At 70.7% G+C, this 21,671-nt stretch carries 20 protein-coding genes and 1 riboswitch; of the genes, 8 read left to right on the top strand and 12 right to left on the bottom strand.

Features of this window, described 5'->3' with window-relative positions; all coding sequences use genetic code 11:
• Positions 1-14 precede the first annotated feature (14 nt).
• The 6 genes from ABZ796_RS06590 to ABZ796_RS06565 all read right to left on the bottom strand — a co-directional run bounded on the left by ABZ796_RS06590 (position 15) and on the right by ABZ796_RS06565 (position 4,518).
• Complete coding sequence (locus ABZ796_RS06590) at positions 15-194, bottom strand: hypothetical protein (protein WP_357335565.1); 180 nt, start codon at positions 192-194, stop codon at positions 15-17.
• 141 nt (positions 195-335) lie between these two features.
• Positions 336-470 carry a hypothetical protein gene (locus ABZ796_RS06585; RefSeq protein ID WP_357335564.1) on the bottom strand — a complete coding sequence of 45 codons (135 nt, stop codon included), beginning with the start codon at positions 468-470 and terminating at the stop codon, positions 336-338.
• 103 nt (positions 471-573) lie between these two features.
• A complete protein-coding gene (locus ABZ796_RS06580) occupies positions 574-1,335 on the bottom strand; it encodes an ABC transporter ATP-binding protein (RefSeq protein WP_357335562.1) in 762 nt (253 codons plus the stop codon).
• Positions 1,332-2,495: an iron chelate uptake ABC transporter family permease subunit gene (locus ABZ796_RS06575; RefSeq protein ID WP_357335561.1), complete on the bottom strand. Its 1,164-nt coding sequence runs from the start codon at positions 2,493-2,495 to the stop codon at positions 1,332-1,334. The genes ABZ796_RS06580 and ABZ796_RS06575 overlap by 4 nt, the downstream gene beginning before the upstream one ends.
• On the bottom strand, positions 2,495-3,550 hold the full coding sequence (locus ABZ796_RS06570) for an ABC transporter substrate-binding protein (protein WP_357335559.1): 1,056 nt from the start codon (positions 3,548-3,550) through the stop codon (positions 2,495-2,497). The genes ABZ796_RS06575 and ABZ796_RS06570 overlap by 1 nt, the downstream gene beginning before the upstream one ends.
• 53 nt (positions 3,551-3,603) lie before the next feature.
• A riboswitch (cobalamin riboswitch) is annotated at positions 3,604-3,791 on the bottom strand.
• Between the two features lie 28 nt (positions 3,792-3,819).
• The gene (locus ABZ796_RS06565) at positions 3,820-4,518 is read right to left on the bottom strand and encodes an NAD(P)H-dependent oxidoreductase (protein ID WP_357335558.1); all 699 of its coding nucleotides are present in this window, start codon (positions 4,516-4,518) and stop codon (positions 3,820-3,822) included.
• A gap of 178 nt (positions 4,519-4,696) precedes the next feature.
• On the opposite strand from ABZ796_RS06565, the gene ABZ796_RS06560 reads away from it, so the two are divergent.
• From ABZ796_RS06560 to rhaS, 4 genes are read left to right on the top strand one after another with little or no spacing between them, the layout of a single operon-like run.
• Positions 4,697-6,223 carry a sugar ABC transporter ATP-binding protein gene (locus ABZ796_RS06560; RefSeq protein ID WP_357335556.1) on the top strand — a complete coding sequence of 509 codons (1,527 nt, stop codon included), beginning with the start codon at positions 4,697-4,699 and terminating at the stop codon, positions 6,221-6,223.
• Positions 6,220-7,263, top strand: a complete 1,044-nt coding sequence (locus tag ABZ796_RS06555) for an ABC transporter permease (RefSeq protein ID WP_357335555.1) — start codon at positions 6,220-6,222, stop codon at positions 7,261-7,263. Before ABZ796_RS06560 ends, ABZ796_RS06555 begins: the two co-directional genes overlap by 4 nt.
• Positions 7,260-8,333: an ABC transporter permease gene (locus ABZ796_RS06550; protein WP_357335554.1), complete on the top strand. Its 1,074-nt coding sequence runs from the start codon at positions 7,260-7,262 to the stop codon at positions 8,331-8,333. Before ABZ796_RS06555 ends, ABZ796_RS06550 begins: the two co-directional genes overlap by 4 nt.
• A 5-nt stretch (positions 8,334-8,338) precedes the next feature.
• Positions 8,339-9,370 (top strand): rhamnose ABC transporter substrate-binding protein, encoded by a 1,032-nt coding sequence (gene rhaS / locus ABZ796_RS06545; RefSeq protein ID WP_357335552.1) that lies wholly within the window; start codon positions 8,339-8,341, stop codon positions 9,368-9,370.
• Between the two features lie 155 nt (positions 9,371-9,525).
• On the opposite strand, the gene ABZ796_RS06540 is transcribed toward rhaS, so the two are convergent.
• The 6 genes from ABZ796_RS06540 to ABZ796_RS06515 all read right to left on the bottom strand — a co-directional run bounded on the left by ABZ796_RS06540 (position 9,526) and on the right by ABZ796_RS06515 (position 16,195).
• A complete protein-coding gene (locus ABZ796_RS06540; RefSeq protein ID WP_357335551.1) occupies positions 9,526-10,650 on the bottom strand; it encodes a glycerate kinase in 1,125 nt (374 codons plus the stop codon).
• Positions 10,650-11,501 carry a sugar phosphate isomerase/epimerase family protein gene (locus tag ABZ796_RS06535; protein ID WP_357335549.1) on the bottom strand — a complete coding sequence of 284 codons (852 nt, stop codon included), beginning with the start codon at positions 11,499-11,501 and terminating at the stop codon, positions 10,650-10,652. The genes ABZ796_RS06540 and ABZ796_RS06535 overlap by 1 nt, the downstream gene beginning before the upstream one ends.
• Positions 11,498-12,682 (bottom strand): dihydrodipicolinate synthase family protein, encoded by a 1,185-nt coding sequence (locus tag ABZ796_RS06530; protein ID WP_357335547.1) that lies wholly within the window; start codon positions 12,680-12,682, stop codon positions 11,498-11,500. The genes ABZ796_RS06535 and ABZ796_RS06530 overlap by 4 nt, the downstream gene beginning before the upstream one ends.
• Entirely contained in the window at positions 12,679-13,830 is a 1,152-nt protein-coding gene (locus ABZ796_RS06525) for a Gfo/Idh/MocA family oxidoreductase (protein WP_357335546.1), read from the bottom strand. The genes ABZ796_RS06530 and ABZ796_RS06525 overlap by 4 nt, the downstream gene beginning before the upstream one ends.
• Positions 13,831-13,957: 127 nt before the next feature.
• On the bottom strand, positions 13,958-14,992 hold the full coding sequence (locus ABZ796_RS06520; RefSeq protein ID WP_357335544.1) for a LacI family DNA-binding transcriptional regulator: 1,035 nt from the start codon (positions 14,990-14,992) through the stop codon (positions 13,958-13,960).
• 156 nt (positions 14,993-15,148) lie between these two features.
• Complete coding sequence (locus ABZ796_RS06515) at positions 15,149-16,195, bottom strand: LacI family DNA-binding transcriptional regulator (RefSeq protein WP_357335542.1); 1,047 nt, start codon at positions 16,193-16,195, stop codon at positions 15,149-15,151.
• A gap of 137 nt (positions 16,196-16,332) precedes the next feature.
• Here ABZ796_RS06515 and ABZ796_RS06510 point away from each other — a divergent pair, with 137 nt between their 5' ends.
• The 4 genes from ABZ796_RS06510 (at position 16,333) to ABZ796_RS06495 (ending at position 21,668) form a co-directional block, all read left to right on the top strand.
• Positions 16,333-16,671, top strand: a complete 339-nt coding sequence (locus ABZ796_RS06510; protein ID WP_357335541.1) for an L-rhamnose mutarotase — start codon at positions 16,333-16,335, stop codon at positions 16,669-16,671.
• Positions 16,672-16,864: 193 nt separating this feature from the next.
• Positions 16,865-18,034 (top strand): L-rhamnose isomerase, encoded by a 1,170-nt coding sequence (gene rhaI, locus ABZ796_RS06505; protein WP_357335539.1) that lies wholly within the window; start codon positions 16,865-16,867, stop codon positions 18,032-18,034.
• Positions 18,035-18,168: 134 nt separating this feature from the next.
• On the top strand, positions 18,169-20,199 hold the full coding sequence (locus ABZ796_RS06500; RefSeq protein ID WP_357335537.1) for a bifunctional aldolase/short-chain dehydrogenase: 2,031 nt from the start codon (positions 18,169-18,171) through the stop codon (positions 20,197-20,199).
• Positions 20,196-21,668: a rhamnulokinase family protein gene (locus tag ABZ796_RS06495; RefSeq protein ID WP_357335536.1), complete on the top strand. Its 1,473-nt coding sequence runs from the start codon at positions 20,196-20,198 to the stop codon at positions 21,666-21,668. The genes ABZ796_RS06500 and ABZ796_RS06495 overlap by 4 nt, the downstream gene beginning before the upstream one ends.
• Positions 21,669-21,671: the final 3 nt, after the last annotated feature.

Genomic DNA, 21,671 nt, shown 5'->3' with positions numbered 1-21,671 from the left:
CGAACCGGTTCCGTTCAGGAGCCGGACCAGTTGAGCGACAGCACGGCCTGCTCCTCGGAGGCGTCGAGAACCTTCGCGGTCATGCCCTTGAGGTAGTAGGCCTTGCTGTCGCCGACCGGAATGATCGTGGCCAGGCCGCCGGTGCTCGAGTTCCCCGCTGCCGAGAGCGTCAGCCCTACGCCGGTCGGGCTCACGTCGGTGACGGTGAGCCGTTCCCAGCCGCCGGTGTCCAGGCCCGGGGTGCCTTCCCAGGCGAGGTCCGGGTCGAGCTCGATCTCGGTGCCCTTCTCGACGAGTACCTCGCAGGTGGCGTCGGAGCATTCGTCGTACGCCGCTCAGTCCGTCGCGCTGAAGCCGCCGCCGCCCGACGAGTCGCGGTCGGCGTTGCCTCCGTTGTCATCGCTGCCGCCGCACGCGGTCGTGAAGAGCGCGACGGTGACCAGCGCAGCGGCGATACCGGTTGTCTTCACGGGTTCTCCGTCCGAGAAACGGTGTTCGGCTCACTGAACCAGAAGTTTGCTCTCGTACTTGCCGGAGCGGTCCGATAGCAGGCCGCTTCGGCCCGGCTATCCATCACGCCGGGCCGAGGAAACGGATGACGACGCCGTCGTCGTGGTGCACCCGGGCCCGCACGCCGTAGACCTCGGAGATGAGGGTCTCGGTGAGCACCTGTGCGGGCGGGCCGCCGGCCACGACGCGGCCTTCCGAGAGCACGAAGACCTGGTCGCAGTAGGTGGCGGCGAGGTTGAGGTCGTGCAGTGCGACGAGGCAGGTCGTGGGCATCCGGCGGACCAGTGCGAGCAGGGCGAGCTGGTGACGTACGTCGAGGTGGTTGGTCGGCTCGTCCAGGAGCAGGATCTCCGGCTCCTGGGCGAGCGCTCGCGCGATCTGCGTACGTTGCCGCTCGCCGCCCGACAGGGTCGAGAAGCGCTGGTCGAGGCGGTCGGCGATGCCGGCGTGGGCGGCGGCCTCCTCGATGACTGTTCGGTCCTCGGCGCTGTCGGGTGCCCAGGCCGGGCGGTGGGGGACCCGGCCGAGGGCGACGACGTCGCGGACGCGGAGGTCCTGGCTGGTCGCCGGCTCCTGCTCCACGACCGCCAGCCGCCGTGCGAGGCGGCGCCGGGACATGCCGGTGAGCGGGCGGCCGTCGAGGCTTACGTCTCCGGAGGACGGCGGCCGGAGCCCGGCGAGGATGCGGATCAGTGAGGACTTCCCGGACCCGTTGGGGCCGAGCAGCCCGACGGTGGTGCCGTCCTCGACCCGGAGGGACACGTCGTCGACGACGATCCGGCCACGGGGTGCCCAGCGGACCCGGCCGGCCTCGAGCGCCGTCATCGGCGTGCCCTCATCAGCACCAGCGCGAAGGCCGGCACCCCGACCAGCGCGGTGGCCACCCCGACCGGGAGCTCTTCGGGGTCGATCACCGTCCGGGCCGCGGTGTCGACCCAGATCAGGAAGATCGCGCCGAGCAGCGCGGTGGCCGGGAGCAGCAGCCGGTGTCCGACTCCGACCAGCGCGCGAGCCAGGTGCGGCAGCACCAGTCCGACGAAGCCGATCGCCCCGGACGTGGAGACGATGACGGCCGTCATCAGTGCCGTGAGCACGAGGAGTACGACCCGGATGCGGGTGACGTCGACGCCGAGCGAGGCCGCCGCGTCGTTGCCGAACGCGAACGCGTCCAGCCATCCGGCGCCCGCGACACAGCAGAGCAGCCCGCCGAGCACGATCACCCCGCAGACGAGCACGTCGGTCCAACTCGCCGAGGAGAGCGACCCGAGCAGCCAGAAGAGCACCCCGCGCGTCTGCTCGGCGTCGGCCGCGGTGAACACGATGAACGAGGTGAGCGCGGAGAAGAGCTGGGTGGCGGCGATGCCGGCGAGCACGAGCCGGTCGGTGGTGCCGCCGGCGAGCGAGGCGAGCAGCAGCACCAGCGCGAACGAGACGAGCGCGCCCGCGAACGCCCCGGTCGAGAGGCCGATCGCGCCCGACCCGATGCCGAGCACGACGACCGCGACCGCCCCGGTGGAGGCACCCGAGGAGATGCCGAGCACGAACGGGTCGGCGAGCGGGTTACGCAGCAGCGACTGCAGGATCACCCCGCAGATGGCCAGCCCAGCCCCGCAGATCCCGGCCAGCAACGTACGCGGCAGCCGCAGGTCCCACACGATGCTCTGCTGCAGCAGAGTGAGGTCGGAGGAGCCGAGGCCCACCCGGTCGGCGACCACGCCGTAGACATCGGCGACGCCCAGGTCCGAGGGCCCGACGGTGATGGCACCTGCGACCGAGGCCAGCACCGCCAGGGGAGCGACGCACAGCAGGACCCCGGCGACCCCGATCGCCGAGCCGTCACCCCCGTCGCCCGAGCCGTCACCCCCGTCGCCCGAGCCGTCACGTACGTCGGCCGAGCCGTCACGGCCGTGCCAGGTCGGCCGACCGGGCTGACGCCTCGGCCGACGGGGGTGACGCTTCGGCCGGTCGGGGAGGCGTACCGACATCAGCGGAGGCCGAGGTCGGCGAGCTGGTCGGCGGTGTTCTCCACCGCGTAGACCGTGCGGATCGAGGGGTTGAGCTCGGCGCCGGAGAGGGTCACGAAGCGGTCGTTCTTCACCGCGTCCATCTGCGCGGTCACCGGGTTGCTCTTCAGGTAGTCGATCTTCGCGCGGGCGGTCTCGGCGGTCTGGCTCTTGCGGGTCAGGTCGCCGAGGACGATGACGTCGGGGTTGCGCTCGGCGACGGTCTCCCAGTTGATCTGCGGCCACTCGTCGGTGGTGTCGTCGAAGACGTTCTCGATGCCGAGGGTGCGGCCGATGATCCCCGGGCCGCCGCAGCAGCCGGCCAGGTAGGGCGACTCGGAGTTGGCGAACCAGTACATCGCGCTCACCTCGTCGTCGGGCGCCTTGCTCTCGGCGGCCTCGAGGCGGCGCGTCAGGTCGGCGACGAGCTCCTCGCCCCGTTCGGGGACGCCGAAGATCCGCGCCAGGTCGGTGATCTCCTGGAGGATCGTGTCGATCTCGAGCACATCGTGGCGGGTGCCGTCGTCGTCGCCCTCGTTGTCCTTGAGGCACTCGGCGGGGGAGAGGTAGGAGCCCACGCCGAGCTTCTCCAGGTCCTCGGGCGTGGTCACCCCGCCCTCACCCAGCGTGCTGATGAAGGAGGCGGTGACGAAGTCGGGCTCGGCCTCCAGGACGCGCTCGTAGGAGGGCGCGTTCTCGGCGAGCCGGGGCACGTCCTCGTTGTCGGCGGCGAGCGAGTCGAGCACCGGGTCGGTCCAGTTGGCGGTGCCGGCCATCTTGTCGGCGAGGCCGAGCGAGAGCAGGATCTCGGTGGTGCCCTGGTTGAGCGAGACGACACGCTCGGGCGGTGCCTCGAGGGTGATCTCACGCCCGCAGTTGGTCAGGGTGAGCGGGAAGCCCGCGGCCTCGGTGGCCGCCCGGTCTGCGCCGGCGGGCTGGTCGGCGGAGCAGCCGGCGAGCGCGGAGCCGAGCATCAGGACGGTGCTCGCGGTGAACGTTCGGGCCAGGAAGGGTCGGATGGTGCGGGACAGGTGCACGTCGGTCCTCGAGCAGGTCGCGGGCTGGTGCGCGTCGCCCGTGCTGACCGGCAGCGGTCTGCTGCAGGGCCAGCAGGTCTTCGGACTCGGGATCGACCGGAGCGAGACGCCTTCCCAGGCCCGAGGGCCCAGTGGCACAGTGTCCCGTCCGTCACCCACACCGCTGCGCGTCAGTCCCGGACTCTCACCGGGTTCCCGTGCCGGGACTACGTCCCGAGCGGCTGGCCACACGACCGTAGCAGGCGACCGTGCGCGGGCGGGGTACGACCTCAGCCCTCGCGATGGGCGCTCAGCCCGTCCTCCCCGGGCGCGACCGAAGCGTGGAGCCTGATCGTGTGGTCGTAGTGCTCCTCGGCCATCGGCCGGTAGCCGATCCGCGGCTCCGTCATCACACCCTCGAGACGTACGCTCAGGTCGGCCTCGACGCGCGCGACGGCCTGGGCGTCGATGGTGTCGGCGTCGGTGATCAGGTGCGGTCGGAGCGGGTCCATCCCGGTGTACCAGAACGTGCCGTGCAGCAGCGGCCACAGGACGTCCTCGATGTCTCCGCTGATCCCGCGCGGCCCGAGGGTCGCGGCCCGGTCACCGGCGGTGACCACGGTCAGCGCGCGCTTGCCGACCAGGCCGCCCTTGCCGTACTTGAGCGGCTTGCCGGTCTCCGGGTCCGGTACGTCGAAGGCGAACCCCGACTCGAAGACCCGGTCGATCCAGCCCTTGAGGATGGCCGGCACCGAATACCACCACAGCGGGAACTGCACGACCAGCAGATCGGCCTCCCGCAGCCGCTCCTGGTGGCGGCGTACGTCGGCCTGGCCCTGCTCCACCAGAAGTGGATTGAAACCTTCTCGATAGAGGTCGATCTCGTCGACGCTCCAGCCCGCCGCGCCGAGCGCGTTCACGCCGATCTCGCGCAGCCGTCCGTTGAGTGATGACGCGTGCGGATGTGCCCATACCCAGAGTGCGTGCATGGGGTCCTGAACGCCGTCTGACGCGGTGGGATTCCCGCCTGGATGCGGACGGGCGTCGAAGCGGTCTGAGGACAAAGTCCGGATCTCGCTCAAATTAGCGGCCTCAGAGTGTTGACGTATGTGATTGCCATCACTAGCGTAAACCAGACTTGAAACCTTTCAATTCGAGGAGTTGCCCATGCCGGACACACCCGCCGCACTGGAGCTGCGGGACGTGGCCAAGTCGTTCGGCCCCGTACGCGCCCTCCGCTCCGGAAGCCTCCGGGTCGAGGCCGGATCCATCCACGCGCTCGTGGGGGAGAACGGAGCCGGGAAGTCGACCCTGGTCAAGATCGTCGCCGGGCTCTACCGCCGCGACGCCGGCGACTACCTGCTGGCCGGGGAACAGGTCGACTTCCGCAACACTGCCGACGCCAAGCAGGCCGGGGTCGCGGTCATCTACCAGGAGCCGACCCTCTTCCCCGACCTCTCGGTCACCGAGAACATCTTCATGGGACGTCAGCCGACCAATCGCTGGGGCAGGATCGACCGCGCCGCGATGCGCACCGAGGTCGTCGAGCTCTTCGCCAGGCTCGGAGTCCCGATCGAGCCCGACCGTCCCACCGAGGGCCTCTCGATCGCCGACCAGCAGCTGATCGAGATCGCCAAGGCGCTCTCGCTCGACGCCAAGGTCCTGATCATGGACGAGCCGACCGCCGCCCTCTCGGGCAACGAGGTCGACCGGCTGATGAGCGTGGCGCGCACGTTGCGCGACCAGGGCTGCGCCGTGGTCTTCATCTCCCACCGCTTCGACGAGGTCTTCGCGCTCTGCGACACCATCACGGTGATGCGCGACGGCGGCTACATCTCCACCGACCCCATCTCGGCGGTCACCGAGGACCAGATCGTCCAGCGGCTCGTCGGGCGCGAGGTCTCCGACCTCTACCCGAAGCTCGAGGCCACCGTCGGCAAGCCGCTGCTCGAGGTCAAGGGCCTCACCCGCACCGGCCTCTTCCAGGACATCAGCCTCACCGTCCGGGAAGGCGAGATCGTCGGCCTGGCCGGCCTCGTCGGAGCCGGACGGAGCGAGGTCGCCCAGGCGATCTTCGGCGTCGACCCCTACGAGAGCGGCGAGGTCACCCTCGAGGGTCGCCAGGTCCCCGCGGGTGACCCGAGACGGGCGATCGAGATGGGCCTGGCGTTCGTCCCCGAGGACCGTCGCCAGCACGGCCTCGTCCTGGACGCGCCGATCTCGCGCAACATCACGCTCCCGACGAGCGGCCGGCTCGCCCGCACCGGGCTGATCAGCACCGGCATCGAGAACCGCTCGGCCGCCGACTGGGCCGCCCGGCTCGAGGTCAAGGCCGCGACGCTCGACACCCTGGCCGGCACGCTCTCGGGCGGCAACCAGCAGAAGGTCGTCCTGGCCAAGTGGCTCTCGACCCGGCCCAAGGTGCTGATCATCGACGAGCCGACCCGAGGCATCGACGTCGGCACCAAGTCCGAGGTCCACCGCCTGCTCTCGACCCTCGCGCAGCAGGGTCTCGGGATCCTGATGATCTCCTCCGAGCTCCCCGAGGTGCTCGGTATGGCCGACCGGGTGATCGTCCTCAGCGAGGGCCACCAGACGGCCGAGCTGAGCCGCGAGGACGCGACTCCCGAGGCCGTCATGCGCGCGGCGACGGCCCACCACTCCACCACCCTGAACGTCAGCGAGGCATCATGACCACCACGCTCGACGCGCCCGCCCCGGCCGCGCCGCAGCCACGTCACCGAGCAGCCGGCCGGCTGACCTGGCTCCTGAAGCAGCGCGAGACGGGCATCGCCGTCGCCTTCATCGCGCTGCTCGTCGTGACCACGGCGGTGAACCCCAACTTCCTGTTCAGCACGGACGGCTGGCGCGACCTCACCCTGACCCCCGCGATCCTCGTCTGCCTGGCGATCGGCCAGGCGATGGTGATCATCACCCGCAACGTCGACCTCAGCGTCGGCTCGACCCTCGGTCTCACGGCCTACCTGGCCGGGCGTCTCTTCCTCGACACCGGGCTCCCGGTGATCCTGGTCGTCCTGATCGCCGTCGCCGCGGGCGCCGTGCTCGGCCTGATCAACGGGGCGCTGGTCGCCTTCGCCAAGGTGCCGGCGCTGGTCATCACCCTCGGCACGCTCTACGTCTACCGCGGGATCATGCTCGAGTGGGCCGGCAGCGACCGGATCAACGCCTCCGACATCCCGCCCGGGCTGCTCGACTTCGGCACCGGATCGTTCCTCTTCATCCCCAACCTCGCCTGGATCTCGTTCGCGCTGCTGGCCGTGGCCATCTACCTGATGCGCTCCACCCGCGTCGGCCGCGAGTTCTACGCGATCGGCTCCGACCCCGACGCCGCCACCCTCTACGGGCTGCGTGACAAGCGCCGGGTCCTGCAGGCGTTCGCCACCTCGGGCGCGCTCGCCGGCCTTGCCGGGATCCTGTACGTCTCCCGCTACGGCACCATCAGCTCCGGTGTCGGCCAGGGCATCGAGCTCGAGGCCGTCGGCGCCGCGGTCGTGGGTGGCGTGGCCATCTTCGGCGGCAGCGGCACGGTCCTCGGGGCGGCCCTGGGGGCGTACCTCCTCACCACCATCAACCGGGCGCTCCCGGTCCTGGGCATCCCCGACTTCTGGCAGCAGGCCGTCGTCGGTGCGCTGATCATCGGCGCGATCGTCCTGGACCGCTACTTCGCCCGCCGTCAGCACGACAAGCTCCTCGCGGAGAGGGAAGAATCATGAGTCTGCTTGCCTCTGAGAAGACGCCGACGAGGACGTACGCAGCGCACGCCAAGCCGTGGTGGCAGCGCACCCTGATGACCAGGGACTCGGCGATCATCGCCCTGCTCGTGGTCGTGTGGACGTACGCCTCGATCGCGATCCTCAACTTCTCCGACCCGATCACGGTCTACTTCCTGGTCCTCGACATCACGCCGATCCTGCTGATCGCGCTGCCGATGACGCTGATCATCATCACCGGCGAGATCGACCTCTCGGTCGCGAGCGTCGTCGGGCTCTCCAGCGTCCTGTTCGGGGTGCTGCACCGTGAGGGCGTCCCGATGGTCGCCGCGATGGTGCTCGCCCTGCTCGCCTGCGCCGTCGCGGGAGCCCTCAACGGGGTGCTCGTCACCCGCTACGGGCTGCCTTCGCTGGCCGTCACGATCGGCACCATGGCGCTCTTCCGCGGCATCGCGGTCGGCGCGCTCGGCACCACCGCGATCACCGACTGGCCCGACGCCTGGGGCGACCTCGTCCAGGCCCGGATCGGCGACTCCCAGATCCCGATGATGACGATCCCGCTGGTCGTCCTGATCCTGATCTTCGCCGTGGTCCTGCACTTCACGCCCTTCGGGCGCGGCATCTTCGCCGCCGGTCTCAGCAAGGACGCGGCCCGCTTCTCCGGCGTCAACGTCGACCGTACGAAGCTGATCCTGTTCACGCTCAGCGGGCTGGTCTCGGGGCTGGCGGGCATCTACTTCACGCTGCGCTACGGGAGCGCACGCGGCGACAACGCCACCGGGATGGAGCTCCAGGTCATCGCGGCCGTGCTGCTCGGTGGGGTGTCCATCTTCGGTGGCCGCGGCGCGATCCCCGGGGTCATCGCCGGCGTCGTCCTGATCGGGGCCATCGGCAGCGCGCTGCGCCTGGACGGCCTCAGCGCCAACCTCATCCAGATCATCACCGGCGTACTCCTCATCGCAGCGGTCATCGCGGCCAGCGTCCTCGGCTGGACCGGTCGCATCGTCGGCACCTATCGCCGGCAACAGAGCTCGGACGAACCATCCTCGAAGAACTCAAAGAAATCGGAGTGAGAGACATGACCAGCAAGTTCCGACGCGCCGGCGGTGCCGTCGCCATCGTTGCGGCCCTCGGCCTCGCCCTGTCCGCCTGCGGTGGCGGGAGCGGCAGCGGCAGCGATGGCGGGGATGGCGGCGACACCAGCAGCATCACCTTCATCCCGAAGAATCTCGGCAACCCCTACTTCGACGCCTCCGACACAGGTGGCAAGAAGGCCGCCGAGGAGATCGGCACCGAGTGGAAGCAGGTCGGCCCGACCGAGTCGACCCCCGACTCCCAGGTCAGCTTCATCAACACCGCGACCCAGCAGCGCGCCGGCGCGCTCGTCGTCTCGGCCAACGACCCGACCGCCATCGGCGACGCCCTCGACGAGGCCCGCAACGCCGGCACCAAGGTCGTCACGATGGACTCCGACACCGAGCCGCAGTTCCGCGACGTCTTCGTCAGCCAGGCCGACGCCGCCGGCATCGCCAAGAGCCAGGTCGACCTGATCGCCGAGCAGATCGGCGACAAGGGCGAGATCGCGATCCTCTCCGCGGCGGCCAACGCCACCAACCAGAACGAGTGGATCAAGCTGATGGAGGAGGAGCTGGCCGCCAGCCACCCCGACATCAAGCTCGTCGACACCGTCTACGGCAACGACGACGACCAGACGTCCTTCGACAAGACCGCGGGCCTGCTGCAGTCCCACCCGAACCTCAAGGGCATCATCAGCCCCACCACGGTCGGCATCGCCGCGGCTGCGCGCTACCTCTCCGACTCGCAGTACAAGGGCAAGGTCGCGCTGACCGGTCTCGGCACCCCGAACCAGATGAGGGAGTACGTCAAGGACGGCACCGTCAAGGCCTTCGCGCTGTGGGACCCCGAGCAGCTCGGCTACCTGGCCGCCTTCACCGCCGACGCGCTCGCCTCCGGTGACATCGAGGGCAAGGAGGGCGACACCTTCGAGGCCGGTGACCTGGGTGAATACACCGTAGGTGCCGACGGCGTAGTCGTCCTGGGCGAGCCGACAGTCTTCGACGAGTCGAACATCGACGACTTCGACTTCTGAGTCCGAGCCTGCGACCCTGCGACGGAGTCGCAGGGTCGCAACGCGAGGCGATGTCCTGAGCTTGTCGAAGGGAGATCGAGCGAGCCCCGTTCCGGCGAGCGTGCTCGCCGGAACGACGGGCGGGTCGAGATCGACGAGCCCGACCGAGCGACGTCTCAGACGAGTTCGCCGCCGAGCTGTGCGAGCAGCTCGGCGGCGTTCCGCATGCAGCGCTCGGGGTCGGGCTCCAGATCGGTGAGGGCGTGGACCCTGGCGGCGCCGGCGTGCTCCGCATCGGCGGGGGAGAGGGTGGTGCGACCGCAGACGACGGTCGCCGGGATCCCCGCTCGCCGAGCCGCCTGGAGCACACCCACCGGAGCCTTTCCGGACAGCGTCTGGTGATCGAAGGAGCCTTCGCCGGTGACGACCAGGTCGGCACTCGCGAGCGCCTCGGCGAAGCCCACCAGGCCGAGCAGCAGCTCGACGCCGCGCTCGACCCGGCCGCCGAGCACCGCGAAGGCGGCGAACCCGACGCCGCCGGCCGCCCCGGCGCCGGGCGCCTCGACGATCTCGGCGTGGTCGCGTCCGGTGGTCTCGGCGACCGTGGCCGCGTAAGTCGCGAGGGCTGCCTCGAGCCGCTCCTGATCCTCCGGGCCGGCCCCTTTCTGCGCCGAGAAGGTGGCGACCGCCCCGCGGGGGCCGAGCAGCGGGTTGTCGACATCGCAGGCGACCACGATCTCGGTCACCCGCAGACGTGGGTCGAGGCCGGCGAGATCGAGCTCGGCCAGGCTTCCGAGAGCCGCGCCGCCTTCGGCGAGCTCGGCGCCGGAGGCGTCGAGGAGCCGTGCACCGAGCGCCCGGAGCATCCCGGCGCCGCCGTCGTTGCTGGCGCTGCCGCCCAGCCCGAGGACGACGGTGCGGGCACCGCCGTCGAGCGCGGCGAGGACGGCCTCACCGAGACCGCGGGAGGACGCGGTCAGCGGGACGAGCCCGCCCCCGGGAAGCCGCAGCAGCCCGCAGGTGTCGGCGAGCTCGACGACGGCCAGGTCGCCGCGTACGGCGTAGTTCGCCGCCACCGGCTCGAGGGTCGGGCCGGCCACCTCGACCGGCACCAGGTCGAAGCCGGCGCCGGCCAGCGCCGCCACGGTGCCGTCGCCGCCGTCGGCGATGGGCACGATGCGTACCTCTGCCTCCGGGTTCGCAGCGAGGATGCCCGCGGCCACCGCCTCGTCGACCTCGCGCGCGGTCAGGGAGCCCTTGAACTTGTCGCAGGCGACGACGACGAGCGGACGACCGGGCATCACAGGTGGGGGAGGACGAGGTCGCGGTAGCGCTGCGCCATGGTGGCCAGCACCTCGTCGGGGTCGCTCGACCAGACCGTCTCGTTGAAGATCTCGACCTCGACGTCTCCGGTGTAGCCGGTCGCGGCGACCATCCGGGTGACCGGCGCGAAGTCGATGACCCCGTCGCCCATCATCCCGCGCGCCAGCAGCGCGTCGGCGGGGATCGGCAGGTTGAAGTCGCAGACCTGGTACGCCGCGATCCGGCCCTCCGCGCCGGCGCGCTCTACCTGGGTGGCGAGGTCGGGGTCCCAGAAGACGTGGAAGGTGTCGACGACGACCGCGACCGCGTCGACCGGGTGTGGCGCGGCCAGGTCGAGCGCCTGGCCGAGTGTGGAGATGACCGCCCGGTCGGCGACGTACATCGGGTGGAGCGCCTCCAGGACGAGCTTCACGCCGGCGGCCTGGGCGTAGGGGGCGAGCTCGGCCAGCCGCTCGGCGACGCGCCCCCGGGCACCGGCCAGGTCCACATCATCGTCGGGGAGGCCGCCGACGACCATCACCAGAGCGTCGGTGCCGAGCGTCGCGGCCTCGTCGATCGCCCGCTTGTTGTCGTCGAGGGCACCGGCGATCCCGGCCTCGTCGGCTGCCGTCAGGAAGCCCCCGCGGCAGAGCGAGGAGACCCGCAGCCCGGCGTCGCGTACGAGCTTGGCGGCCTTCTCCACGCCGGTCTCGTGCACGCGGTCGCGCCACAGCCCCAGGGCGGGGATGCCGGCCCGAGCGGCTCCGTCGACGGCCTCGGCGAGGGTCCAGGAGTTGGTGGTCTTGGTGTTGAGCGAGAGGCGCTCCAGCCCGGTGATGCTGTCGGTCACTGGTCGACTCCTTGCACGGTGAGGAAGGCGCGCATGCGTGCGGCCGCGAGATCGGGGCTGGTCAGCAGGCCGGCCGCGTCGGCCAGCCGGAACACCTCGGCCAGATGGAGCACCGAGCGACCGGCGTGCAGGCCGCCGGCCATCGAGAAGCCCGGCTGGTGGCCGCCCAGCCAGGACAGGAACGCGATCCCCGCCTTGTAGTAGTAGGTCGGCGCCTCGAAGATCTTCCGGCCGAGCGCCTGGGTGCTCTCCAGGACGTGGCGCGCGGTGTCAGGGTCGTCGGCGTCGAGCGCCTGCAGCGCGGCGGAGGCGGCCGGGTAGATCGCGGCGAAGATGCCGAGCAGCGCGTGCGAGAACTCGCCCTCGCCGGTGCCTCCGCCGACGATCAGCTCGGGGTAGTTGAAGTCGTCCCCCGTGTAGAGCCGTACGCCACCGGGCAGTGCCTGGCGCAGCCCGACCTCGTGCTCGGCGTCGAGGAGCGAGACCTTGACCCCGTCGACCTTGCCGGGGCGGGCACGGATGACCTCGAGGAAGGTCTCGGTCGCCTCCTCGACCGAGGAGGAGCCCCAGTAGCCGGCCAGCGCGGGGTCGAACATGTCGCCCAGCCAGTGCAGGATCACCGGGCCCTCGGCCTCGTCGAGCAGGGTCGCGTAGACCTCGGCGTAGTCCGCGGCGCCGCGGGCGACCCGGGCGAGCGCGCGCGAGGCCATCACGATCGTGGTCGCGCCGGTGCCGGCGACGACCTTCATCTGCTCGCGGTAGGCGTCGATGACGGTGGCCAGGCCGGCCCTGCCTTCGGGGACGGCGGACAGGACGAGCTGGTCGGTGCCGGCGCCGCAGGCGATGGAGCCACCGACGGTGGCCGCCTCGGCGGCCGAGCGGCGGATCAGCTCGGCCGCCGCGGTCCAGTCGACGCCCATGCCGCGCTGGGCGGTGTCCATCGCCTCGGCGACGCCGAGACCGTAGGACCACAGCTCGTGGCGGTAGGCGAGGGTGCGGTCCCAGTCGATGTCGGCGGGGGCGCCGGGCACGTTCTCGGCGAGCGTGCGGGGCACGACGTGGGCGGCGGCGTACGCGGTGCGGGAGGTGAACGGCGCACTCGGCTTCGGCCACTCCCGGGGGGCCGCGAGCGTGTGGAGCTCGGTGCCGCCGTCGGGCAGCGGGAGTCGTACGGAGGTCACAGCTGGATCTCTCCGAGCTCGATCCGGCGGCCCTCGACGGACGAGGTGAGCCCGGCCTCGGCGAGCCTCACCCCGCGGACCCCTGCCATGAAGTCGTAGGGGTGCTCGCCGTCACCCTCGACGTAGCGGATGAACTGCTCCCACTGGGCCTTGAAGCCGTTGTCGAAGGGCTGGTTGTCGGGCACCTCGTTCCACAGGTCACGGAACTGGATCGACTCGACGAGGTCGGGGTTCCACACCGGCTTCGGGGTCAGGTTGCGGTCCTGGGTGACGCAGTGGTGCAGGCCGGCGACGGCGGAGCCGTGGGTGCCGTCGACGTGGAACTCCACCAGCTCGCCGCGGTTGACCCGGGTGGCCCAGGAGGAGTTGATCTGGGCGACGATCCCGCCCTCGAGCTCGAAGATGCCGTAGGCGGAGTCGTCGGCGGTCGCCTCATAGCGCGCGCCCTTCTCGTCCCAGCGCTCGGGGATGTGGGTGACGACCTTGGCGGTGACGGCCTCGACCTTGCCGAAGAGGTTCTCCAGGACGTAGTTCCAGTGGGGGAACATGTCGACGGTGATGCCGCCGCCGTCCTCCCTGCGGTAGTTCCAGCTCGGCCGCTGGGCGGGCTGCAGGTCGCCCTCGAAGACCCAGTAGCCGAACTCGCCGCGGACGCTGAGGATGCGGCCGAAGAAGCCCGACTCGACCAGCCGGCGCAGCTTCAGCAGGCCGGGCAGGTAGAGCTTGTCGTGGACGACGCCGCTCTTCACGCCCGCGTCGGCCGCCAGGCGGGCCAGGCGCAGGGAGCCCTCGACGTCGTCGGCGATCGGCTTCTCGGTGTAGACGTGCTTGCCGGCCGCGACCGCCTTGGTGATCGCGCTCTCGCGGACGTTGGTCAGCTGGGAGTCGAAGTAGATCGTGTCCTCGGCGTTGTCCAGCGCCTCGTCGAGGTTGGTCGTCCAACGGTCCAGGCCATGCTCCTTGGCGATGTCCTGGAGCTTCTCGGCATTGCGTCCGACCAGGATCGGGTCGGGCAGGATCCGGGTGCCGTCGGAGAGCTCGACACCGCCCTGCTCCTGGATCGCCAGGATGCTACGCACCAGGTGCTGGCGGTAGCCCATGCGTCCGGTGACGCCGTTCATGATGATGCCGAGCCGTCGTGTGGCCATGTGATCGTTCCTCGTCTGCTGGAGAGCGATGGGGGAAAGCGCTTTCCGATACGGTAGGACAGATGTGACGCCCGTCGCAAGAGGGTGTTCCGTCGGGCCGGTGTCCGACCTCCCGAGCCGGGCCGGGTCAGGAGCGCGGGGGAGTGCTCTCCCGCAGCACGACCTCGCCGTGGACCGACCGTTTGCGAAGTTCCGCCGACGGCTTGCCGAGGACGAGCTCGAGCGCCAGCCGGCCGATCTCGGCCAGCGGGAGACGTACGGTGGTCAGCCCCGGGGTCACGTCGCGCAGCGTGGCGATGTCGTCGAAGCCGGCGACGGCCAGATCGGGTCCCACCTCGACGCCGGCCTGCCTGCAGGCGGCGAGAGCGCCGACCGCCATCAGGTCGTTGACCGCGAAGACGCAGTCCACCTCCGCGCCGTCGTTCCGGCCCTCCTCGAGCAGCCGGGTCATCGCCCGGCGCCCGCCGTCGCGGCTGAACTCGTCGGAGACGTACGCCGGCGCCGTGCCGGTCGCCTCCAGCCACCCCTCCGCAAAGCCCGCGTGCCGCTCGGCCGAGACCAGGAGGTCCTCGGGGCCGGTGAGCACCGCGGCGCGGCGGTAGCCGAGGCCGACCAGCTGCTCGGCCAGCGCCTTGGCGCCGCCGTGGTTGTCGATCACGACGGTGTCGACCGGCAGTCGCGGCTGGCTGATCGCGGCCGCGCGGCCACCGCCGTCCAGATAGGACGTCAGCAGGTCGGCGACCTCGCTGGTGTGGCGTACGTCGGCCGTGTCGCTTCCCGCCAGCACGATCGCCCGGCTGCGCTGGCGACGCAGCGCGGCCAGGAACTTCTGCTCGCGCTCGGGCTGGCCGCCGGTGTTACACAGCATCACCAGCAGGCCGTGCTTCTCGGCCTCGTCGGCCAGGCCGCCGGCGATGGTGGAGAAGTAGGGGTCGGAGATGTCCTTCACCAGCAGCCCGACCGTCTCGGTCGAGCCGCGTGCCATCGCCTGGGCGTTGGCGTTCGGCGTGTAGCCGAGCTTGTTCGCCGCGGCCAGGACCCGCTCCTGCAGCTCGGGGCGCACCACCCGGTCGCTCCCGTTCAACGCGCGCGACGCGGTGGCCAGCGAGACCCCTGCCTCACGGGCGACATCGCTCAGCGTCGCTGCGCGTTCTCCGGCCAACTGACTCTCCTTCGGCTTCCGCTCCTGGAGCCTAAGGCATCCGAGGATGACGTACGCCGTGCTCCGCGTCTCCTCACTCCGCCGAGTGGGCGCCGATACGTGAGACATCAGCGCCGACTCGGGAGTCGGCTGCGGGACAGTTGCGCCGGGTCGGGGTCAGGAGGGGCGGCCGAGGGTGGAGGCGCGGGCGACCAGCTCGGGGGTGAAGACGACCTGCTCGTGCTCGTGAGCGGGGTCGCCGACCTCGTCGAGGAGCAGCTCGGCGGCGCGGCGGCCGAGGTCGTGACGGGGCTGGCGCACGGAGGTGAGCGGCACGGCCGCGGCGGCGGCGAACTCGATGTCGTCGTAGCCGACGATGGCGAGGTCGCCGGGCACGGTCCGGCCGCTGGAGATCGTCTGCTGGAGCAATCCGAGCGCGAGCAGGTCGTTGGCGCAGAACGCCGCGGTGGGGCGGCGCCGGGCCGGCAGCCCGACGAGCCGCTCGCCGGCGGCGCGACCACAGGCGACGGTCGGCGCCTCGCAGGAGAGGACCACCAGGTCCTCGGGCGGCAGCCCGGCCTCGGCCCAGGCCTGCCGGGCGCCCTCGCCGCGGTCGCGGACCTGTCCGATCGACTCCGGCCCGCCGACGTACGCCACTCGCTTGTGGCCCGCGTCGATGAGGTGCTCGACGGCGAGCCGCCCGCCCAGGACGTCGTCGACGGCGACGGAGCAGAACGACGATCCTGCGCGGGTGCGGTCGACGATGACGACCGGGGTGCCGCGCTCGATCAGCTGGTCGAGCTGCGGGTCGTCGGGGTCGACCGGGGTGATCAGGATGCCCTGGACCCGCTGCTGCTGCAGATGGGCCAGGTGGGCGCCCTCGCGGGCGGAGCGGCCGTCGCTGTTGCACAGGAACAGCGAGAGACCGGCCGCCTCGGCGGCCAGCTCGATGCCCCGGGCGACGTCGGTGAAGAACGGGTTGCCGGCGTCGAGCATGACGTAGGCGAGCGACTGGGTGCTGCCGGTGCGCAGCGAGCGCGCCGACTCGTTGCGTACGAAGCCGAGGTCGGCCATCGCGCGCTCGACCCGCTCGCGTGTCGTGCGGCTGACCCGGTCGGGGCGGTTGAGCACGTTGGACACCGTGCCGAGGGAGACGCCTGCGGTGGCCGCGACATCCTTGACCGAGGCGCTGCGCGGTGAACCCGCACCTGTGGTGATCGCCACCTGGGCTCCTTCCTGAAACGTTCAATCGCAGCATAGGCCGTGGGCGGCGCTGTGACGAGGAAGGACGCTACCCGGATTGACCGATGTCGGACATGCTCACTAGCGTCCGTGTCTAAATCGTTTCATCGGAGGTTGTCATGGAGCGCGTCTGCTTCCAGCTGCAGGTCAAGCCCGATCGCATCGAGGAGTACAAACGGCGCCACGCCGCCGTCTGGCCCGACATGCTCCAGGCGCTCGCGGAGACCGGGTGGCACAACTACTCGCTGTTCCTGCGCCCCGACGGCCTGCTGATCGGGTACGTCGAGACCCCGTCCATCGAGGCTGCTCAGGCCGGGATGGCGGCCACCGAGGTCAACGCGCGCTGGCAGGCGGAGATGGCGGAGTTCTTCGAGGACCTCGACGGTGTGGCTCCCGACGAGGGTTTCCTCCGTCTCGAGGAGGTCTTCCACCTCGAGGACCAGCTCGGTCGCGACTGAATCCCTCGCCGAGTCGGCGCGTTATAACGCGCCGACTCGGCGGCGGTTGCGGTCAGGACGCGCCGACTCGGCGGCGGCCGGCCCAGAACTGAAACGCAACGAAACCCCGCCTCCTCTTGACGCAAGTGACGTGCGCCACTAACGTCGGACGCGCGCTTTGAAACCTTTCAACCGCACACAGAGAGGCTCTCCGATGACGACGTTCGACCAGATCTCGGGCGACCTGGCCGCCCTCGAGATCGAGGTCCCCTCGTGGGCCTACGGAAACTCGGGGACTCGGTTCAAGGTCTTCGGCACCCCCGGCACACCGCGCACCCCCGAGGAGAAGATCGCCGACGCGGCCACCGTCCACCGCTTCACCGGCCTGGCGCCGAGCGTCGCGCTGCACATCCCGTGGGACAGGGTCGAGGACTACGCGGCCCTGCGCCGCTACGCCGAGGACCAGGGGATCGCGCTCGGCACGATCAACTCCAACACGTTCCAGGACGACGACTACAAGCTCGGCGCGCTCACCCACACCGACGCCAAGATCCGGCAGAAGGCCATCGACCACCACTTCGAGTGCATCGAGGTGATGAACGCGACCGGCTCGCGCGACCTGAAGATCTGGCTCGCCGAGGGCTCCAACTACCCGGGCCAGGCCGACATGCGCGGCCGCCAGGACCGGCTCGCCGAGTCGCTGGCCACCATCTACGAGCGCCTCGGTGAGGAGCAGCGCCTGGTGCTGGAGTACAAGTTCTTCGAGCCGGCGTTCTACCACACCGACGTGCCCGACTGGGGCACCTCGTTCGCCCAGGTCAACGCGCTCGGAGAGCGGGCCGTCGTCTGTCTCGACACCGGCCACCACGCCCCCGGCACCAACATCGAGTTCATCGTGATGCAGCTGCTGCGGCTGGGCAAGCTCGGCTCCTTCGACTTCAACAGCCGCTTCTACGCCGACGACGACCTGATCGTCGGCGCGGCCGACCCGTTCCAGCTCTTCCGGATCCTCGTCGAGGTGGTCCGCGGCGGCGGCTTCAAGCCGGTGAAGGAAGGTGGCGTCGCCTTCATGCTCGACCAGTGCCACAACATCGAGAAGAAGATCCCCGGCCAGATCCGGTCCGTGCTCAACGTCCAGGAGATGTCCGCGCGGGCGCTCCTCCTCGACACCGATGCTCTCGCCCGGGCGCAGGAGGACGGCGACGTACTCCTGGCCAACGAGATCTTCATGGACGCCTTCTACACCGACGTACGCGCCGACCTCGCCGGGTGGCGTGAGGACCGTGGTCTGCCCGCGGACCCGATGCGCGCCTATCTCGCCAGCGGCTACCAGGAACAGATCGAGTCCGCCCGTGTCGGCGGCACCCAGGCGGGCTGGAGCTGAATGTTCGTCAAGGTACGCAGACCAGCCGTCACTTCCCATGCGGAACTCCGCGTGGGAAGTGACTGCTCGGCTGCGTACCTAGACGAACAGCGCCCGGGCCCCACGCGACCCCACACCAAGAAACAAGGGAAGCAATGACGACTGCAGAAGAACTGATCGCGCGCTCGAACCGTCTCGGCGCGGATCCGAAGAACACCAACTACGCCGGCGGCAACACCTCCGCCAAGGGCACCGCGATCGACCCGGTGACCGGGCAGGACGTCGAGCTGCTCTGGGTGAAGGGCTCCGGCGGTGACCTCGGCACCCTGAAGGAGAGTGGCCTCGCCGTGCTCCGGCTCGACCGGATGCGTGCGCTGGTCGACGTCTACCCGGGCGTCGAGCGCGAGGACGAGATGGTCGCCGCCTTCGACTACTGCCTGCACGGCAAGGGTGGTGCGGCGCCCTCGATCGACACCGCGATGCACGGCCTCGTCGACGCGGCTCACGTCGACCACCTCCACCCCGACTCCGGCATCGCGATCGCGACCGCCGCCGACGGCGAGAAGCTCACCGAGGAGATCTTCGGCGACCAGGTCGTCTGGGTGCCGTGGCGCCGTCCCGGCTTCCAGCTCGGCCTCGACATCGCCGAGATCAAGGCGAAGAACCCGCAGGCGATCGGCTGCATCCTCGGTGGCCACGGCATCACCGCCTGGGGCGACACGTCCGAAGAGGCCGAGAAGAACTCGCTCTGGATCATCGACACCGCCGCCGCCTACATCGCCGAGCACAGCAAGGCGGAGCCGTTCGGTCCCGCGCTCGAGGGCTACGGCCCGCTGCCCGAGGAGGAGCGGCGTACGAAGGCAGCCGCTCTCGCCCCCACGATCCGGGGCATCGCCTCGGCGGACCAGCCGATGGTCGGCCACTTCGACGACTCGCAGGTGGTTCTCGACTTCCTGGCCCACGAGGCCCACCCCCGCCTGGCCGAGCTCGGCACCTCCTGCCCCGACCACTTCCTGCGCACCAAGGTCAAGCCGCTGGTCCTCGACTTCCCGGCCACGGCCTCCGTCGAGGACAGCATTGCCCGCCTCAAGGAGCTCGCGGTCGGCTACCGCGAGGACTATCAGGGCTACTACGACCGCCACGCCGACGCGACCAGCCCGGCCATCCGCGGCAAGGACCCGCTCATCGTCCTGGTTCCCGGCGTCGGCATGTTCTCCTTCGGCCGCAACAAGCAGACGGCACGGGTCGCGGGGGAGTTCTACCTCAACGCGATCAACGTGATGCGCGGTGCCGAGGGACTTTCGACGTACGCCCCGATCGACGAGTCGGAGAAGTTCCGGATCGAGTACTGGGCGCTCGAGGAGGCCAAGCTCCAGCGGATGCCCGCCCCCAAGCCGCTCGCGACCAGGGTCGCCCTGGTCACCGGCGCCGCCTCCGGCATCGGCAAGGCCACCGCGAAGCGGCTCGCGGCCGAGGGCGCCTGCGTCGTGATCGCCGACCTCGACCCCGCCAAGGCAGAGGCGGCTGCGGCCGAGATCGGCAACAGCGACGTGGCCGTGGGCCTCGCCGCCGACGTCTCGGACGAGGCCGCGGTGCAGGCGATGTTCGACGCCGCGGTGCTCGCCTTCGGCGGTGTCGACCTGGTCGTCAACAACGCCGGCCTGTCGCTGTCGAAGTCGCTGCTGGAGACCACCGAGCGCGACTGGGACCTCCAGCACGACGTGATGGCCAAGGGCTCGTTCCTGGTCTCCAAGGCTGCCGCCAAGGTGCTGATCGAGCAGGAGATGGGCGGCGACATCGTCTACATCTCCTCGAAGAACTCGCTCTTCGCCGGGCCCAACAACGTCGCCTACGGCGCGGCGAAGGCCGACCAGGCCCATCAGGTACGCCTCCTGGCCGCCGAGCTCGGTGAGCACGGCATCAAGGTCAACGGCATCAACCCCGACGGCGTGGTCCAGGGCTCCGGCATCTTCGCCGGTGGCTGGGGCGCCAAGCGCGCGGAGGTCTACGGGGTCAAGGAGGAGGAGCTCGGCAAGTTCTACGCCCAGCGCACCCTGCTCAAGCGCGAGGTGCTCCCGGAGAACATCGCCAACGCCGTCTTCGTGCTCTGCGGTCCCGACCTGTCCCACACCACCGGTCTGCACGTGCCCGTCGACGCCGGCGTCGCCGCAGCGTTCTTGCGATGAGTCCACACCTCAGGGTCGCGGCGGTCGACCTGGGCGCCACCTCCGGCCGGGTCATGTCCGGCCGGATCGGTGGCGACCGGGTCGAGATCGACCAGAGGCACCGCTTCCCCAACGGGGCCGTACGCGTCCGCGGCTCGCTCTTCTGGGACGTGCTCGGCATCCATCGCGAGGTGCTCACCGGCATCCGCGAGGTGGCCCGGACCGGACCGCTGCACGGCATCGGCATCGATTCCTGGGCTATCGACCACGGGCTGCTGGACCACGACGGCCAGCTCCTCGGCCAGGTCTTCAGCCACCGTGACGCCCGGGTCGAGGGGGTCGCCGAGAAGGTCGTCGCCCAGGTCGGGGCGGCCACGCTCTACGGCACCACCGGCATCCAGCAGCTCCCGTTCAACACGATCTACCAGCTCGTCGCGGCCCGCGGCACCACCGCGCTCGACGCCGCCGAGACGATGCTGCTGTTGCCGGACCTGCTCGGCTACTGGCTCACCGGTGCGATCGGCGCGGAGCGCACCAACGCCTCGACCACCCAGCTCTACGACGTACGTCGGGGAGCCTGGGCGGTCGACCTGTGCCGGGAGCTCGGGATCCCCGAGGGGGTCCTCCCGCCCCTTCGGGACCCGGGCTCTCTCCTCGGCACGCTGCTGCCCGAGGTCGCCGACGAGCTGGGCGTCACCACCGACGTACCGGTGGTCGCGGTGGGCTCGCACGACACCGCCTCGGCGGTCGTCGGTGTCCCGGCAGAGGTCGGCGACTTCGCCTACATCTCCTCGGGCACCTGGTCGCTGGTCGGCCTCGAGCTCGACCGGCCGGTGCTGACCGAGGAGGCCCGGCTGGCCGACTTCACCAACGAGGTGGGCGTCGACGGCACCATCCGGTTCCTCAAGAACGTGATGGGCCTGTGGGTCCTGTCCGAGTCGCTGCGCTCGTGGAGCGAGCGGCGCTACCAGGGCGCCGAGCTGCGCTCGCTGCTCGCGGCCGCGGCGGAGCTCGAGCCGCTGCGTACGGTGGTCGACATCAACGACCCGCGACTGCTCTTCCCGAGCACCTCGGCGGACCCGATGCCGGAGCGGATCGCCGCGCTGGCCGCGGAGTCCGAGGCGATCCCGCACTCGCCGGCCGCGATCACCCGCTGCATCCTCGACAGCCTCGCTGTCGCCTACCGACGTCACGTCCGCACCGCGGCCGCCCTCGCGGGCACCTCTCCCGAGGTGGTCCACGTCGTCGGCGGCGGCTCCCAGAACGAGCTGCTCTGCCAGCTCACCGCGGACGCCTGCGGCCTACCGGTTCTCGCCGGCCCGGTCGAGGCGGCCGCACTCGGCAACGTCCTGGTCCAGGGCAGGGCTCTCGGGGCCGACCTGCCTGACCTCCCCGCGATGCGGGACCTGGTCCGCCGTTCCTACGACGTACGCCGCTTCGAGCCGCGCGACGGCCTCGACTGGGCCGCCGCCGAGGCCCGCATCTCCTGACCC

This window comes from Nocardioides sp. NPDC047086 (assembly GCF_040643685.1).
GTDB lineage: Bacteria > Actinomycetota > Actinomycetes > Propionibacteriales > Nocardioidaceae > Nocardioides.
Note: the sequence above shows the minus strand (reverse complement) of the source record. Positions and strands in the feature narration are given on the sequence as shown.